This window comes from Kiritimatiellia bacterium (genome assembly GCA_025054615.1).
GTDB lineage: Bacteria > Verrucomicrobiota > Kiritimatiellia > CAIVKH01 > CAIVKH01 > JANWZO01.
Map to the genome: position 1 here is coordinate 30192 of JANWZO010000016.1, position 17778 is coordinate 47969.

Genomic DNA, 17778 nt, shown 5'->3' on the forward strand with positions numbered 1-17778 from the left:
TGGGTAAATTTTATCGATAAAATAATGGGTTGAGCCGTTTTTTGGGCGCGGAAGTTTATCGTTTAAGTTGTTCGGGAGTGTAGGAATGCGGCGTCGATTTGTTCTGATGGTAGTCTTGCTGGCGTGCGGGGTTGGGGTGTTCGCACCCGCGCCGTCTCAGTCCGAAGTGATTCTCCAGTTATTCAATACGAGTTGGAGAGAGATGACGGACAAGATGCCGGAGTTGGCGGAGGTCGGGTACGGCTCCATTTGGATTCCGCCGCCGACGAAAGGCAGCGGTGGACTGTCTGTTGGCTATGATCTCTGGGACCCCTTCGACCTCGGCAGCAAGGACCAGCGGAATACGGTGAGAACCCGCTACGGAACTGAATCAGAGCTTCTTCGGATGATTCAGACGGCTCAGCGGTTCGGGATTCGGGTCTACATCGACAACATCATGAACCATCGCGCGTTCGATGTGCCGGGGTACAACGAAACGACACCGATCAATCTGTATCCCGGCATGGTTCCGGAGGATTTTCATCTTCGGGTGACCGAGGACGGCTTCTACCGGAAGTGGGACAACGTCTCGGATTGGAACGATGCATGGCAGGTGTTGAACCGCAATTTTTCCGATCTGATCGATATTGCGCAGGAGACACCAAATGCCAATTTTGGCCGCTTTGAAGGAAACACGCACCCCAAGGTCAGCTTTGTTCGGCATCCCCAGAATCCGGAGTATTACGATTATCACCCGACGCTTGGGTACGTAGGTTTCGGGAGCAGCAACATCACGGTGGGGTTGATTCAAAGCAATCAGGCGTTTTACAGCGAGGACGTCGGGGGCTATTTGATGCGTTCTGTCCGTTGGCTGATGGAACGGACGAAAGCCGACGGTCTGCGCCTCGACGCCGTCAAGCATGTGCCGGATTATTTTTTCGGCCAGCAGAGCGGGCCCGGCAAGGATGAGAGCGACGCGGGCTACTGCGGGCAGGCCCAACTTGCTTTCAATCGCGCCCGCGGATTCAACGGCGACGGACTCGACAACAATCATCGGGACTCGGTTTTTGACACGGAGCGCCCGCGCGACGACGCGATGATGTTCGGCGAACATCTGGGCGCACCGCCAGGGTTCTTTGGATATATCGATGCCGGAATGCGTCTGAAAGACGCGCCGCTTCGTGACCGTCTGAACGGCATGCTCGGCGAACCGTGGGGAACTCTTGCCGGCCTTGATCAGCCGGGTGGCGGGAGTTCGTTTGGGCCCGGGCAGTCCGTCCAATTTGCCCACAGCCATGACAGCGATTACGCGCGGGCGAGGCACCTTCAATATGCGTTTTACATGACACGAGCGGGCCTTCCGAATGTCTATTCGGATGGTAATTATCAGTCGGAAACGCTGTCTCAATCGGGTGGGGCATTCCCGCGGCATGCGAACACAGCCTATCTGGGACAGTTTGGCGACCAGCGATTGCCAAACCTCGTGTATATCCACAACCATTTCGCTCGCGGGAGCCAGTGGGGAGTTTGGTCTGACCAGGATTACCTGGCCTACCACCGCATTGATAAGCGCGAGAACCCATCGATGAGCAACGCGGATGGCACGACGCTGCTCTTCCTGATGAACGACAACTTTTCTAGCGGCGCCTCGCGTCCAATCGTCGGAAATGTCCAATTTGGGAAGACGCCATTCGTGGATGACACGTATTTGTACAACTACTCCACGTATGGCGGCGGCTTTTACGTTTACGCCTCCCAGTTAAATTCGATCATCGTGCCTCCCGGCGGTTATTTTGCCTTCGCGCCGAGAACTCCCGAGGAGTCACCGATCTGGAGTGCGATTGGAGGGAAAACTATTGAGATCTTCCAGAATGGGGAACGGGCGCCGACGGTCGCGTACGAGCGGCGCGACGGCCCGGACGGCGACCCGAATTTCAATCCCTACGGCGTCGCCGGCGATGTGGGAGGCGATTTCAAGTACACGTGGACTGTTCCTCGGGTGACATCGTCAACAAACCTCCGATTTGCGGCGCGAGTCGACGGCTCGGCTATCAACGTGCTGTTCAAGCTCGATGGCGGGATCGATATCAACTCGCAGATGGGACTCGGCGAGACCAACACCGCGGATTGGGCGCTGAATCGGGAAAATCGACCGGGTAAGGCGACAGATGTCTTTCTGGGATATGAGTCCGCCCGGTTTGTCCAGCGAACGTCCGGCCGTGAGAAATTCGCTGCTAAATTATCGGCCCGTAATCAATATAATTCTCTCGGATCCGAAAGTTACCAGGTGGTCATTGGGTCAACTAATGTGACGATTTATCCAGGGGTGGGGTCCAATGACTGGTCCGACGCCGAATCCGTGATCTTCGCCTACCATGACCCCGAGGACGGGATTACGGCTTCGAATCAGCCCGCTCAGAAGCAATTTTCGCCTCCTCCCGAAAACGCGGCGGGGAGCAACATCTCTATCTGGGTAAAGTCTGGATACAAATTCGACGCCAACAAGGCCTTTGTTTACTACACGACCGACGGGACGACCTTCCCAGAGGGCGCGGCGGGGCGTGGGGTGGGCACCACGCGCGTGGCGGAAATGTTCTGGGTGGCTGAAGATACAGGGAACAGCCAGATTGATTGGTGGCGCGCCACGTTGCCGCCGATGACCAACGGCACCGTTCTCCGATACAAAATTGGAATGTACCGCGCCCAGAACGGTTCGACGGAGGCGCCCTGGGACGTTCCCTATCCGACGCACGCCGGGAACGTGGCCAAAAAATATCGGATGATCGGCGAATGGGAGATCACGAACTTCAATGCGGCGGCTGTGAAGTACAAGCCGCATTTCGATTACGGCAGGACTGCCACCGGTCTCGTAGAAGGATTCCACGTGCTTCGCGCCCGGGCCTTTCTCGAACGGCCCAACAAGGCCTCGCTGTACAACACGTTTGTGCAGACCTTTTATTACGACACCATTCCACCCACGGGTCGAATCGTGTTTGCTGCGAACGATGGAGATACGCTCGGTTCACAGGAATACGGGTTTGTCGTGAGGACCGACCCGACCGCCCGCGATGTTTACTACAACATTCAGGACAGCAATCCGCTGAATGACGACGCCAACACCGGACTGAACAACGGCAACGGAACCAATGCTCTCGGCCAAATCGCATGGGTGCGGGCCAACCAGGTTACGCCGAGCATCTCGATTCAGAGTGAATTTCCGGATGAATGGCGCTTTACCTACCGGAACATTCCCGCTTCCGGCGTGGCAACGGTCCAGGTCCGCCTTGCGGAAATCTCTTCGTCCACGAATCTGGCGTTGAGCGATTCCGCCGGCTGGTTCCAGACCTTGCGGCGCGTGGTCAACACCGCGGGTCCGACTCAGGAGCTTTTTATTGCCTTCCCCTCGTATGACGGGGAATTGATCAACGACCAATGGGACTACGTGATGCGGGTGCGATTTAGCAAATCGATCGCGGATCCGTTCACCGAGGCTCAGCTCAAGGATCGATTTCTGGTGCGGATCAACGGCAGCGCCCAGCCGAAGAACTTTTCCATCGACTGGAACACCACACCCAATCATCACGACCTTCTTTTCACGCTGCCCGACCTCTTCAACGGGGACACGAATTATCTTCACAACATCGAGGTCACCTGCCTGACGGCGGGTAATGTGCTGCTGCAGGCTTTCCGCGTCGTGCGAGCGTATTCGGCGGCTCTCGGGCCGTTTGTCTCGATTGTCATGCCACCGGAGGTTGACTCCGATGGCAAGCCCTACGTCATTGCATTGCGAGATGTCGCGTCCCCGACCGAGGAGGAGCGGAGCCATCCGATCGTCGTGGACACGGATTTGTCGGCCAGCAATGTTTGGATCGAATTCGCTCACAATAGCGGGAGCGCATTCCGCCTCCCGAGCGTGTTGAATCCGATTGCCGGACGGGTGGATGTTGTTAATGGCAGCGCGGCAGTCATTGGTCGCGATGTGGCGCTTTCCGGCACCGTATCCGTGACGATCTCCAACAAACTGGTCACGGGATCGGGCACGCTGTTCACGAACCAGGTGCGGGCGGGCCAGACGCTTCGCATCGGCGAAATCGATGTTACGGTTACGCAGGTCGTCTCACAGACGCAGCTCTATCTCGCGGACCCGTTCCCGACCAATTCGCTCACGAACGTTGCCGCGACGCTTCTGGCTCGTTTTGATGTCGAGCTTCAGGCCGGGAGCCAGATCCGGATTTCCAACCACACGATGACCGTCGCGAGCGTAGTGAACCGCACGAATTTGGTTTTGGCGGCTTCTTATCCGGGACCCACAGCGACCGGGCTGACGGCCCTACGGGTTGATCCGAATCCGAGGCAGGTCAACGCCAACCGGCTGAAGTGGGAATTTCTTTGGACGAATATCGTCGCGCCTGGTGTCTACACCTTCTTCGCCCGAGTTGACACAAATGGTGTCACGAACACGGTCGAAGCGAGTGCGACCCGCAATGTGACGGTTGTGTTCCGGCAGGTCGTGCCCGAGAACCCCTCCGATGAAGATGACGATGATGACGGGATTTATGATCAATGGGAAAATTCGCCGACAAATCTGCCGCCATCCAATCCCGAGACCTGGGCGAACGGGGATGTCCACATTTGGCGAATCTTCGGCCGCTCCGATCCTCTTTCTCCGGACTCGGATTCGGACGGCCTTTCCGACGGCCTTGAAAGCGGCTGGCGGCTGCCGCTTTCCGCCACGGACACGAACACGGACACGAATGCAGACGGATGGCCAAATTTCCGTTCAGATCTCGATCCGCCGTTCTTCAACACCCTCGACAATTTCGGCCTCGTGCCGGGCGTCAACAGCGTGTCGGAAGGCGGGGACCGGACTCGGCTCGTGCAAGGCACGATGACCGATCCTAACAATCCGGACAGCGACTATGACGGTATTCCGGATGGAGTGGAAGATCGCAACCGCAACGGGTGGACCGACGGGGACGGCGCGTCGCTGGCGCCAACGGCTGCGCCGTCGTTGTCGCGCAACTGGCCGAATGACCGCATCGATGTCGGCGAGACCTGGCTTGAAACCAGCCCGACCACGCCCGATACCGACGCGGACGGTCTGAGCGACGGGTACGGCGAAGACAAAAACTTCAACGGGTTCGTCGATATTGGACTGGCGCACCCGGTGACAGGTGTCGTCACGGCGCAATTGACCAATGCGGCCGTGCCTAGGATCGGCGGCGCGCTCTCGCGCCACATAGACCGACCCGCCCTGATTTCAGCTTACAGCAATGCGGTGTACCTGGAAACCGACCCGTTGATGAAGGACACCGACGGCGATGGTCTGCCGGATGGCTGGGAAGTCCAGTATGGTCTAGATCCGCTGGATTCCGGTGTGATTGGCCAGCGAAGTCTGAGAACCGGCCTGCCCATCACGAGCACGGTTCACGGCGCATTCGGGAACCCCGATCTAGACGTCATATGCAGCACAACGAATGAGTATTACAACCTCCTCGAGTTCATCAACGGTACCAACCCGCGTTGGCCGGAGCACTGTGGCGCGCCCCCCGAGGGTTCCATCGTGATCGGCCGCGGGACGAATGTCCTGGGCGTCATCAACGGGGTCACGAATTGGGGTGAATTTACGGATTGGACGTGGAGCGATTTGGTCGTGCTCGATGAATACGAGGGGGATGGCCCCAACAACCAGGGCGGGGACGTTTATATGGCATGGGACGGGTTCGACTCTTCTCGTGACCTCGTTGCGTTTTACGCTCGCGATGGCGGCGCGGCGAGCGGGGAATTCTATTTCCGCGTCGACCTGCATGACCTAGTGACGCTCGCAGAGGAGGGCAATCTTGATATCTACGTGGTGATCGACACCGGCAATCCGCTCGCTGGAGAAATGGCCCTGCCGGATGACGTCGACCTGGTGACCAGCATGCGCTGGGAGGTGGTGGTGGCCGCCTATCAGTCCGGGCAAGGGGCCGTTTATGTGGACACGAATCCGACCAGTAACTCCACATTGATGGGACATGGCGGTAACCTGACGGCCTTCGGCGTCCAGCGCCGCGACCAGAATCATCCGACCGGATTCCGCGCGTCCTATTACAATTCCGAACTTGACGCCGTCGAATTCAGCATCAGCCGCCAGGCCCTCTTCGACGCAGGCTGGATCGGAAATGTCAGCTCGCTGAATTTCCAGGTTTTCACCGTGAAGGATGGAACCTGCAATTCCTGCGGCTCCGGCGGGCGTCCTGGCGCGGGAGATATTGGAGGGCGTAATGACGCGCGGGATACGATCTACGACGATCACGTCGCCGAGGATTACTGGCAGGCGCAGGGCCAGATTCAGAATGCCTTGGTCCATTACTTCAACAAGGGCACATTTGCCGGCCGCGCCAAGGTCGCGATGGTCGCCCACGGCAACCAGCACATCCTGCCCGGCAGTGACATCCAGCGGCTGATCAACAATGGTCAGGGCGCGGGCTATCACCGCCTCCTAGCCATTCATGAGGTCTACAAGAAGCCGGTGAATCTGCACATCACCCCGACGCTGGCCTCCGCGATCCAATGGGCTTCGGTCGATCCGGCCTTCGGCACGCCCTGGCGCGATGGTCCGGCGTTCAACGACTGGATTCGGAGCCTCGTTCAGACCGGAATCGTTCGGCTGCTCGCCAGCACATTCTCCGACCATATCCTGCCTTATTACACGCCGGAATATAACGTGGACAATGACGCGCTTGCGCGCGAGTTCCTACACCACTTCTACGGCGTGACTTTCGGTCCCGGGACGGTCTTCTGGACGCCGGAGCGCGTGCTCGATGCGGATGTCTTCAGCAAAATCTCCACGATGGGATATCAGGCGACACTGGTCGACCAGGACACGCACCTTTTCTACTGGATTGGCCGGTCGGAATCGCTGAGCCAGGGCGGCTACCAGATCAACCAGATCAACGGCATCAAGACGTTCGCGATTCACAATTTCGCGTCCACCTACCGCTTCCAAAATCATGATCGCGGTCTGAACATGCCATTGCGAGGAATTTTCAGCCGACGCGCGCGGGCGTGGGCGCAGGATCAGATTCTCGTGCTCTTCGGCAATTGGGAGGATTTCGGATCGGGTTTAAACGCCGATGCCTACGACCGAAATGTCCGCTGGATCGCGAACCGGCCCTGGATCGAAATCGTCGCGCTTGAAGACGTGCTCAACCATCAGGTCGATTTGAACCGCGATGGCGCCGGCGATTCGTGGACGGTCATCAACCGTGGCGCTGTCGCAACGAACAAGCTCAGCCACAATTACATTCAGCACGCGTCGCGCGGGAATTACGACAACTGGTATGTCGGCTTGGCGGGCGCCGAGCACGGCCTGATGACCAACCGGTTCGACATCCGGACCGGCGTGAAGGTGCCGACGCAGTACGGCATGCTGTACGTCGGCGGGATCGTTTCGCAGTCTTGGGATTCCGTGAAGTCCATCGCGGACACGAATATCGGAAAACTGGGCCGCGCCGTGATGCATGCCTCCGGGTTCCAGACGGCGTTCCACGACGAGGACAACAGGAACCTTGAGAGGTTCAGCCTCGGGACCTATGTGTCCCCCGACACCACGTTTGACCTGCTGGCCGATTTCGCCAGATACGCTCAGTCCCAGACGCGGTTTGCCCGTCAGCAGCGCCGGGTCGACGCGTGGGCGGCAATCGCGCCGACCATCACCACCCCGCAGGCCGTTGCCGAAGATGTCGACCTCGATGGCGAAGACGAATATCTCCTCTTCAATGATCGAGTCTTCGCCATATTTGAGCGGATCGGCGGCCGAATGGTTGGGGCATGGACACGCGATATCCTCAGCGGTCGAGTATTCCAGGCCATCGGCAACCCCGTCTCCTACCCGGGCACGGAAAGCGAGGAAGAAGGGGATTTCAATGCATTCACGAATGGCGCGATCCGCGCCTACCGCACATCCGGTCTCAAGGATTGGTGGGCTACGAAGGGTGGGGGAACCAGCACGTACGTCAATAATCTCTACAGCTTCACCTATTGGACCAATGGATGGCGAATGGTATCGTCCGACGGCGATATCACGAAAATCGTCACCCTTCAACCGAAGAGCTGGCGGTTCCGGGTCGATTACCACCTGGCTGGCGGGATGGCCGGTCAGACGCTCTACATCCGGCATGGCCTGTCGCCAAATCTCTATGACCTGCTCCTCAACGGACAGCGGACGCTCACCCCGGCAGTCACGAACGGCGGCGTGTTGACGTTGGCGAACACCGCTTATCAGTTCACGGTTTCTGCCGAAATCGCCTACGGAGATTCCGGCCACAACACCGCATACAACCCGGCGGCGGTGGACCATCCGCAACGCGGCACGAACGTTTTCACCCGAAACATGAGGAATCAGGCGCAAACCCACCAGGTTGAACTGTTCGGGTCCGGATCCTTCTCATTCAGCATCGGCCTTCGGGCGACCATGTCCGACTGGGATCAGGACGGTATTCCCAACCTGATTGAGGACCAATACGGGTTTCTCAATCCCTTGAACCCCTCCGATGCGTGGAATGACACTGACAACGACGGCGTTCGCAACGCTGATGAATGGATCATGAACACGGCGCTCAACGATCCTGCTGATTTTCTGAAGTGGACTTCCCTCATGCCGACGAATGCCGGAGGATTTGCCATCCGATTCCCGAGCAAACTCCAGCGCGAATACCGTGTCTGGTACGCCAACAGCGGTCCGCATAATAATGCCCACTGGTTACAGGCAACGACAAATGCCATACCGGGAACGGGCGGGATAATCACCTGGATCGATGATGGGACGCTAACCAGTCCGCACCCATCGGCGGCCACGAACCGGACCTACCAGATCCGCGTCAACCTGCCGGAATAAGCTGGCGGCGGCGCTCAACTTTTTGAGCGCCTCTGCTTGACGCAACGCTAAAGCTACTCTAATTATCACGCAGTCGTTGCGAGACTTGGCTCGTTGGCTTGGTAACAGTGACCCAGCGACTCATTGTGCTTCGCAGCAACTTTTGAATTAGAGAATGGCGCAAGTTTTTCATCGATCCGCGAACACGATTGCGCGATTCAGTATCGTTGGTCTGGTTTTTCTCATTACCGGCGCCCTTGTCGCGTTGGACCAGCTCACGCGCTCGCCGTACACCACGGAGGTCGGGGTAGCCCGCGCGCAGCCAATTCCCTTCAGTCACAAGCACCATGCCAACATGGGGATCGATTGCCGTTATTGCCATACGTCCGTCGAGGACGCCGCGTTTGCCGGCATTCCGCCGACAAAGACCTGTATGAATTGTCACTCCATGATCTTTGCCGATGTTCCTATGCTCGAACCGGTTCGAGAGAGCTGGAGGACCGGTGAGTCGCTGCAATGGACTCGCGTGCACGACCTGCCCCAGTTTGCCTACTTCAACCACAGCATCCATGTGGCCAAAGGAATCGGATGCTCGACCTGCCACGGGCGGGTCGACGAGATGCCGCTGGTTTACAAGGCAAATGACCTGTACATGCAGTGGTGCCTCGATTGCCACCGCGCTCCGGAGAATTATGTGCGTCCGAAAGATAAAATTTTTGACATGGCGTGGCAGCCACCGCCCAATCAGCGGGAAGTGGGATTGCAACTGGTGAAGGAATACAAGATCGACACTGAACACTATAAAATGCTCGATTGCAATTTGTGCCATCGATGAGCGATCGAAATCCATCTGTTACGGCGGGCGCGGAAGCCCTGTTCGAGCGGGCCCTGTCCGAGAGCCGATGCTCGAATTCTACCGCGCTGTGGCGCAGCTTGGAGGAGCTCGCCGAATCGCGAGGCGCAGACCCGAAGAACCTCCGGGACTCGCTGGAACGGTACGCCGCCGTTGCTGAATGGGATCCGATCGACCGCCGTGATTTCCTTCGGCTCATGGGGGCGTCTCTGGCGCTGGCGGGGCTGACCGCGTGCACCAAGCAACCTGAGGAGAAGATTGTGCCTTACGTTCGGGCGCCAGAGGACGTGGTGCCCGGCAAACCGCTGTTTTTTGCAACTTCTTTTGTCCATGCGGGTTATGCCGAGGGGATTCTGGCCGAGAGCCACATGGGTCGCCCGACCAAAATCGAGGGCAATCCGTTGCACCCGGCAAGCTTGGGCGGATCGAGCTTGTTCGCGCAGGCATCGGTCCTCCAACTGTACGATCCCGATCGCTCTCAAGCGCACTTAAAATTTGGCCGTCAGGCGACATGGGATCAGTTCATTCGCGAAGTTGAAAACGAGCTAGTTTCACTCCAGTTATCTCAGGGTGCCGGTCTACGCATTCTGACCGAATCGGTAACCTCTCCGACCCTGATCGCCCAGATCCGCAGCCTTCTCGAACGCTTTCCTCAGGCGAAGTGGCACGTCTACGAGCCGGTCAATCACGACAACATCTTCGCCGGGGCCGAGCTTGCCTTTGGAGAGCCTTTGTGGCCGCGATATCACTTCGACAAGGCCGCTGTTGTGCTCTCGCTGGACAGCGACTTTCTCGGTCGCGGTCCCGGTCACGTTCGATACGCACGGGATTTTGCCTCGCGCCATTCGCCGCTTTCGACCGAGGGCATGAGCCGCCTCTATGTGGTCGAATCCTCGGCAAGTATTACAGGTGGGCAGGCTGACCATCGCTTGGCGGTCCGTGCAAGTCGTGTGGAGTGGATCGCGCGCGCAATCGCGCGGGGGTTGGGCATCGATGCGGCTGCCGGTCCCGGCGACGCTGAAAAGGCATGGATTGAGGCGGTTGTTCGAGACCTCAAACGTCATCGGGGCGCCGCCGTGGTACTGGCGGGCGAAAATCAACCGCCGATCGTCCACGCCTTGGCGCACGCCATGAACGAGGCGCTCGATGCGTTTGGCAAAACCGTCGAAATGCTTCCGCCAGTCGAAGTTTTTCAGGGCTCCCAGACGGAATCGATCAAAGAGCTGGCGGCGGACATGAAAGCCGGTCTCGTCAAGATGCTCTTCATCCTGGGGGGGAATCCTGTCTACACCGCGCCGGCAGATTGCCAGTTTGAAGAAGCTCTGCAAAAGGTCCCCTTCAGCGTCCACCACAGCCTTTATCGCGACGAAACGTCCAGATGGTGTCGCTGGCATATCGCTGCGACGCATTATCTCGAAGAGTGGAGCGATGCCCGAGCTTTCGACGGTACAGCCTCGATCATCCAGCCGCTGATCGAGCCTCTCTACAGCGGGCGCTCGGCTCATGAGGTTATGGCGGCGCTTCTGGGGCAAACCGGGAAGAAAGGGTTGGAACTCGTCCAGGAGCATTGGAAGGCCCAGGCCCAAAATGCGCCCGATTTTGAGAAACAGTGGCGCCGCTGGCTTCACGATGGCCTCGTCCACGGATCCGCTTTTGCCGGGAAAACTGTAGGAGTCAAACGCGGACTGGCGTCGGAACCCCCTGTTGAGAAAGCTTTGGGCGCCTCTGAGTTGGAGCTTTCCTTCCAGCCCGATTATGGAACTTGGGACGGGCGTTACGCCAACAACGGGTGGCTTCAGGAAGTGCCGCGACCCATGACGCAGATTGTCTGGGACAATGTCGTGCTCCTTGCGCCCCAGACGGCTGCCTTGAGGCGTTTACGGAACGGATTCGTGGTGGAATTGATTTCCAGCGGTTACAAGGTGAGGGCCCCTGTGTTTGTCCAGGCCGGCCATCCGGAGGACTGCGCCACGGTTTTGATGGGTGGCGGCAGGAGCCGTGCCGGCCGGGTGGGAAATGGCGCCGGCTTCAACGCATTCGCTCTAAGGTCCACTGCCCAGCCATGGATTACTGTAGGTCTCGCGCGCGATACTGGGGAGACATCCGTCGTCGTGACGACCCAGGAACACCACCGCCTGAGCGAGAAACACCACGCACGATTATATCGATCCGCGACGCTGGATGAGTTCAGGAAGAAGCCCGATTTTGTCAGGAAGTACGACGAGTTCGGTCAAACACCACCCTCCATCTACCCGGACTTCGATTACACCAAGGGCAACCAGTGGGGAATGGTGGTCAATCTCAATGCCTGCATCGGCTGTAACGCCTGTGTCGTTGCCTGCCAGGCCGAAAACAACATTCCGGTGGTCGGCAAGGATCAGGTACGACGCGGGCGGGAAATGCACTGGATCCGGGTTGATCGATATTTTGTCGGTGATCCACAAAATCCGGCGATCGCACTGCAGCCGGTCACCTGCATGCATTGCGAGAATGCGCCATGCGAAGCGGTCTGCCCTGTAGCCGCGACCGTGCACAGCCGCGAAGGCCTGAACCAGATGGTGTACAACCGATGCGTCGGCACCCGTTATTGCTCAAACAACTGCCCCTACAAAGTCCGTCGCTTCAACTTCTACAAGTTTGCTGATCACACCACGCCTTCGCTAAAACTGCAGCGAAATCCGGACGTGACCGTTCGCGCGCGAGGGGTGATGGAAAAGTGCACCTTCTGCGTGCAGCGCATCAGCGAGGCACGGATCGAGGCGAAGAAGAAGGGGCGTCTTGTCGACGTGGTTCAGGACGGCCTTCAAACTGCCTGCCAACAGGCCTGCCCGACGCGGGCCATCGTCTTTGGCGACATCAACAATCCAGAGGACCCGGTCGCCAAGTTACGCGCCTTGCCGCTGAATTACGGCATGTTGGTCGAGCTCAACACGCGTCCGCGGCTGACCTATTTGGCGAAGGTGCGCAACCCGAATCCCGATCTGGAACAACCGGCCGTTGAAACGGCCCACGGGGAACATGCCTGATGTCCGCTACCGCTCCAGAGGCGAAATTGGGGTATGAAGAGATTCCGGAGGTCGTAGACCTCCGACACACCTATGACTCCGCGACCGACAAGATCAATGGCGTGATTTTGTCGGGGAAGACGCCCATGCCATTGGCCGTCGCGATGGGAATTACGTTCCTGGTCGCAGGCATTCTGTTCCTGACGATCGGACATTTGCTCCGCATGGGTATCGGCATTTGGGGCAACAACCAGCCGGTCGCTTGGGCCTTCGACATCATCAATTTCGTGTGGTGGATTGGGATTGGCCACGCCGGGACGTTGATCTCCGCCATCTTGTTCCTGTTTCGACAGGAATGGCGGACATCCATCAACCGTTTTGCCGAGGCGATGACGATTTTCGCCGTCATGTGCGCGGGACTTTTCCCGCTCCTTCATACCGGCCGACCCTGGCTCGCCTACTGGCTGTTTCCCTATCCGAACGTGATGCAGATGTATCCGCAGTTCCGCAGCCCTCTGATGTGGGACGTCTTCGCGGTTTCGACCTACTTCACGATTTCTCTGCTGTTCTGGTACACGGGCTTGATCCCCGACCTCGCGAGCCTGCGAGATCGCGCCAAGAATAGGATCACCAAGGTCATTGCCGGCATTTTTGCCATGGGTTGGCGCGGCTCCGCTCGCCACTGGCAGCGTTACGAGATCATCTATCTCTTGCTGGCCGGCATTTCAACCCCCCTGGTGGTATCCGTGCACAGCATCGTCGCCTTGGATTTCGCCGTTTCCCAGTTACCCGGCTGGCATACCACGATCTTTCCGCCGTATTTCGTTGCTGGCGCCATCTATTCGGGTTTCGCCATGGTCCTGACGCTCGCGATTCCAGTGCGGGCCCTGTTCGGCTTCAAGGATTTCATCACGCAGAAGCACCTGGACGTGATTTCGAAGGTGATGCTCGCGACGGGCCTGATTGTCCTCTACGGGTATGCGATGGAAGCGTTTATCGCTCTCGTCTACAGCGCGAACCCCCATGAGGAATTTCTGATGCGGAACCGTATGTTCGGTCCGTACGGCTGGAGCTACTGGGCGCTAATTTTGTGCAACGGCGTGATTCCCCAGTTGTTGTGGTTCAAGAAGATTCGCCTGCACACCGGAATTGTCTGGGTGATATCCATCGTTATCAACATTGGCATGTGGCTCGAGCGGTATGTCATCCTGGTGACAACGCTGCACCGGGATTTCGTCCCAAGCTCATGGGGTATGTACACGCCGACCATCTTCGATTTCTCGATGTTCATTGGCACCATCGGGTTTTTTGGATTCATGATGTGTCTCTTCCTGAGGTTTGTCCCGTCCGTCGCCGCTTTTGAGCTGAGGGAACTTCTCCACAAGAAGAAAGCGCATCCCCATTGAGTCATGACCGATCCCGAGCACAGCCCAAAGATTTACGGCCTTGTAGCCGAGTACGAAACGCCAGAAGCGCTGGTGGAGGCGGCGCGCAAGGTGCGTGATGCCGGGTTCAAGCGCATTGATGCCCTCACTCCCTTCCCCGTGCATGGCTTAGCCGACGCCCTCGGTCTGCCCCGGAGCCGAATGGCAGGTCTTGTGCTGGCCGGCGCCATGGCGGGCGCCTTAGGCGGGTTCGCCCTCCAATACTGGCAGTCCATGATCCAGTATCCCCATATCGTATCGGGACGGCCTTATTTCAGTTGGCCCAACTTCATCCCTATCGTCTTTGAGTGCGCAATTCTGGCCGCGGGCTTGACTGCCTTTGTAGGTATGCTAGTGCGGAACGGATTGCCACGCCCCCATCACCCGGTCTTCTCTGCGCCGCGGGTCGACGATGCCACGACAAGCAAATTCGTTTTGGTGGTAGAGGCAACTGATCCCCTGTTCGACGAGGAGAAGACGGCCGCCCTCCTCAAATCCACGGGTGCGAATTTCGTGGGAGTGGCTCCGCTAGAAGATGGCGCGCCGGACCCGCACGATGGGCCCACGCTAAACTGAAGGCCATGCGACGACTAATGTCCCAGATTCTGATCGTTGGCGCACTCGCCACCACCGGTTGCGAATTGCGGCAGGCCATGTACGACCAGCCCAAGTACAGGCCGCTGCAACGCAGTGAATTTTTCAGCGATCAGCGAGCCTCCCGACCCATCCCCGAGGGCACCGTGGCAATCGGGCTGCTCAAAGACGATGAGCATCTTCACGATGGGGTTGTGGACGGCAAGCCAGCCGAAACTTTTCCATTCCCCGTGACCCGCGAGGTCCTCGCCCGAGGCCAAGAGCGATATAATATTTTCTGCATGCCGTGCCATGATATGTCGGGTTCCGGCAATGGCATGGTCGTGCAACGCGGTTTCAAGCGGCCGGCGTCCTTTCATGAGCAACGGCTTCGCGATTCGCCGCCCGGCTATTTTTACAGCGCCATCAAAAACGGATTCGGTCAGATGCCGAACTATGCGGATCAGATTCCGGTTCGCGACCGCTGGGCGATTGTCGCCTATATCCGGGCGCTACAGTTGAGCCGAAACGCGACGATCGAAGATGTTCCTCCGGAACATCGGGCCGCGCTCGAGGCGGCCAGGGTAGGACGATGACCGCATGAACGAACGACTCCAATCCCTCCGTCTCAAAGCGCTGGCTGTGGGCATCGTCGGAACGGGCGCGACGATCGCCAGTTGGTTTGTCATCGGGCCTGATCAGTTTTTTCAGTCCTGGCTTGCAGGATTCATGTATGTGTTTGCTTTTGCGTCCGGCGGCCTTGGGCTGCTGATGATTCATCATCTGGCATCTGGCCGTTGGAGCTTTTGCCTGCAGCGGCCCTATGAGGCGGCAGCTCGGACCTTTCCATTGATCCTCGTGCTTTTTATTCCGATCGCCTTCGGAATGGACCGGCTCTATGCCTGGGTGAATCCTGCGAAACACCACGACCATGTCCTTGAGCACGTCATGCAGCACAAGGGCATGTATCTGAATCTGCCATGGTTTTTCATCCGCACGGGAATTTATTTTGCAATCTGGATCGGACTGACGTGGCTCCTGACAACGTGGTCGGCCTTGCAGGATGCTCGGCCCGCGGAACGCGAACTCTATGGTCGCAAGATGCGGATGTTGAGCGGCATCGGCCTGGTGATCTTCGGGCTTGCCGTGACGTTCGCCGCCTTCGACTGGGCGATGTCCGTTGAACCCAAATGGTACTCTTCGATCTATGGCGCCATCATGATGGTGGGGCAGGGGGTGTCAACCCTCTGTCTCATGGCGATCGTTGCCCGCATCCTCTCCGCCGACAGCCGATACGGTTCGGTCATCGGCGTCCAGCAGTTCCATGACATTGGAAATATGATTTTTGCGTTCACCATCCTTTGGACCTACATGAACGTCAGCCAGTTGGTCATTATCTGGTCGGGGAATCTGCCGGAGGAAATTGAATATTATGCGCATCGCAGCCACGCACCGTGGACGCAGATTGCGGCTGGTCTGGCGGTCTTCCATTTCTTCATTCCGTTCGGACTGATGCTGTTCAAAGCGGTCAAGAAAAACGCCCGGACCCTCTCGTGGATTGCCGGTGGCCTGCTCGTGATGAGGTTTGTGGATTATTTTTGGACGCTGATGCCGGCGTTTCGCCATGAGCATTTCCACATTTCATGGGCGGATCTGGCCGCGCCGATCGGCATGTTTGGCCTCTGGCTGTTCGTCTTCCTGGGGAATCTCCAAAAACGGCCATTGCTGCCGTTGAATGACCCTCGATTCGCACATATATTGGCGCATCCGGAAGAGCACGATACAGGTTGGGAAGCCGATGCATCCGATGCATAATCAGATGAGCCAGACGACGCAGAATCCGAGCGGTCCAGACTACGCGGACCGAGATATCCCGTCGCGGGCGATTCTCCGATTTGTGGGATTTGTCGGGCTGTTCACCGTGGGCACCTTATTGTTGCTCCGAGGGATCTTCGTGGCTTTCGATAAGCGCTCTGACCTGGCCGATCGGGCCGTGGTCGATTTTGTCCGCCAGCACCGGGTTCTTCCGCCCGAACCTCGCCTTCAGGTCGATGAGCCGGCCACTTGGGCGCAGGAATACGCACGGCAGCGCGCGTCGATCTCCGAATATGCGTGGGTTGACGAGCGCGCCGGGATCGTTCGGATTCCTGTCGAGCGGGCGATGGAAATTCTCGCTGAGCGCGGTCTCCCGGCTAGAAATGCGGAGGATACGCCGTGATCTGGCGCGGCGTCATGTGGATTGCCCTCGCGGGGTGGGGGGTTGCCGTTGCGAGCGCAGCGACACGCTCCTTGCCGATGGAGCAAAAAACGGAACCCCCGCCACCGGAGGTTTTGAAGCGGACGGGATTTGAGCAGAAGCTCGGCGCCACCCTTCCCTTGGATGTGCCGGTCCGCGATGAAGAGGGTCGCATCGTCCCGTTGGGTACGTATTTCAAGGACCGTCCCGTCGTCTTCGCGCTCGTCTATTACAAATGTCCGATGCTCTGCAATCTCGTGCTGAACGGCATCGTCGAGGTTATGCGCCAGGTGGCCTTCGAACCCGGACAGGATTATGAAATTGTGACGTTGAGCTTTGACCATACGGAGACGCATGTCTTGGCCGCGCAGAAAAAGGCCAGTTATGTCCGCGAATTGGCCAGACCAGGCGCGGAGTCCGGCTGGCATTTTCTAACTGCGGATGAGCCCGCCATCAAAGCCGTTACCGAGGCGGCCGGCTTTCGTTTTGCGTGGGATGAGCGGGCCAAGGAGTTTGCGCACGGCAGTGGAATTATGGTGGCCACGCCGGACGGAAAGCTGTCGCATTATTTTTATGGAGTGGTGTACTCGCCCCGCGATGTCCGACTGGCTCTCGTCGAGGCGTCTTCTGGAAGGATCGGGAATCCGGTGGACCAACTTCTCCTCCTCTGCTATCACTACAATCCCGTCGTTGGCGGCTATAGTGCAGCCATCATGAATCTCGTGCGGTTCGGGTGCACGGTGACCGTGGTCGCGGTTGGAAGCTTTGTCTGGGTCTCCTGGCGTCGCGAGAAACGAAGCAGGATGCTGACGCCGGCTGCCGCATAAAGGGGGGCCCGGTGGATATCC

The 17778-nt window shown here is 58.3% G+C and carries 9 protein-coding genes; all 9 read left to right on the forward strand.

Translation table 11 applies throughout. The features are described 5' to 3' along the window. Nucleotides 1-85 precede the first annotated feature (85 nt). Nucleotides 86-8860, forward strand: a complete 8775-nt coding sequence (locus tag NZ740_08230; protein ID MCS6771996.1) for an alpha-amylase family glycosyl hydrolase — start codon at nt 86-88, stop codon at nt 8858-8860. A 154-nt stretch (nt 8861-9014) separates the two neighbouring features. Continuing rightward, nucleotides 9015-9674, forward strand: a complete 660-nt coding sequence (locus NZ740_08235; GenBank protein ID MCS6771997.1) for a cytochrome c family protein — start codon at nt 9015-9017, stop codon at nt 9672-9674. Next, on the forward strand, nt 9671-12718 hold the full coding sequence (locus NZ740_08240; GenBank protein MCS6771998.1) for a Fe-S-cluster-containing hydrogenase: 3048 nt from the start codon (nt 9671-9673) through the stop codon (nt 12716-12718). The genes NZ740_08235 and NZ740_08240 overlap by 4 nt, the downstream gene beginning before the upstream one ends. Then, nucleotides 12718-14103 carry a polysulfide reductase NrfD gene (gene nrfD / locus NZ740_08245; protein MCS6771999.1) on the forward strand — a complete coding sequence of 462 codons (1386 nt, stop codon included), beginning with the start codon at nt 12718-12720 and terminating at the stop codon, nt 14101-14103. Before NZ740_08240 ends, nrfD begins: the two co-directional genes overlap by 1 nt. Nucleotides 14104-14106: 3 nt before the next feature. Next, on the forward strand, nt 14107-14697 hold the full coding sequence (locus NZ740_08250; protein ID MCS6772000.1) for a DUF3341 domain-containing protein: 591 nt from the start codon (nt 14107-14109) through the stop codon (nt 14695-14697). A 5-nt stretch (nt 14698-14702) separates the two neighbouring features. Beyond that, on the forward strand, nt 14703-15290 hold the full coding sequence (locus tag NZ740_08255) for a cytochrome c (GenBank protein ID MCS6772001.1): 588 nt from the start codon (nt 14703-14705) through the stop codon (nt 15288-15290). A 4-nt stretch (nt 15291-15294) separates the two neighbouring features. Next, nucleotides 15295-16509 (forward strand): hypothetical protein, encoded by a 1215-nt coding sequence (locus NZ740_08260; protein MCS6772002.1) that lies wholly within the window; start codon nt 15295-15297, stop codon nt 16507-16509. Beyond that, nucleotides 16493-16912 (forward strand): hypothetical protein, encoded by a 420-nt coding sequence (locus NZ740_08265; protein ID MCS6772003.1) that lies wholly within the window; start codon nt 16493-16495, stop codon nt 16910-16912. Before NZ740_08260 ends, NZ740_08265 begins: the two co-directional genes overlap by 17 nt. After that, a complete protein-coding gene (locus NZ740_08270) occupies nt 16909-17757 on the forward strand; it encodes an SCO family protein (GenBank protein ID MCS6772004.1) in 849 nt (282 codons plus the stop codon). Before NZ740_08265 ends, NZ740_08270 begins: the two co-directional genes overlap by 4 nt. The last annotated feature ends 21 nt before the right edge of the window (nt 17758-17778 follow it).

What these genes read in the sequence shown, in the direction of transcription:
- NZ740_08230 (MCS6771996.1), top strand. Translation starts at nt 86, where the DNA reads ATGCGGCGTCGATTTGTTCTGATGGTAGTCTTGCTGGCGTGCGGGGTT.
- NZ740_08235 (MCS6771997.1), top strand. Translation starts at nt 9,015, where the DNA reads ATGGCGCAAGTTTTTCATCGATCCGCGAACACGATTGCGCGATTCAGT.
- NZ740_08240 (MCS6771998.1), top strand. Translation starts at nt 9,671, where the DNA reads ATGAGCGATCGAAATCCATCTGTTACGGCGGGCGCGGAAGCCCTGTTC.
- nrfD (MCS6771999.1), top strand. Translation starts at nt 12,718, where the DNA reads ATGTCCGCTACCGCTCCAGAGGCGAAATTGGGGTATGAAGAGATTCCG.
- NZ740_08250 (MCS6772000.1), top strand. Translation starts at nt 14,107, where the DNA reads ATGACCGATCCCGAGCACAGCCCAAAGATTTACGGCCTTGTAGCCGAG.
- NZ740_08255 (MCS6772001.1), top strand. Translation starts at nt 14,703, where the DNA reads ATGCGACGACTAATGTCCCAGATTCTGATCGTTGGCGCACTCGCCACC.
- NZ740_08260 (MCS6772002.1), top strand. Translation starts at nt 15,295, where the DNA reads ATGAACGAACGACTCCAATCCCTCCGTCTCAAAGCGCTGGCTGTGGGC.
- NZ740_08265 (MCS6772003.1), top strand. Translation starts at nt 16,493, where the DNA reads ATGCATCCGATGCATAATCAGATGAGCCAGACGACGCAGAATCCGAGC.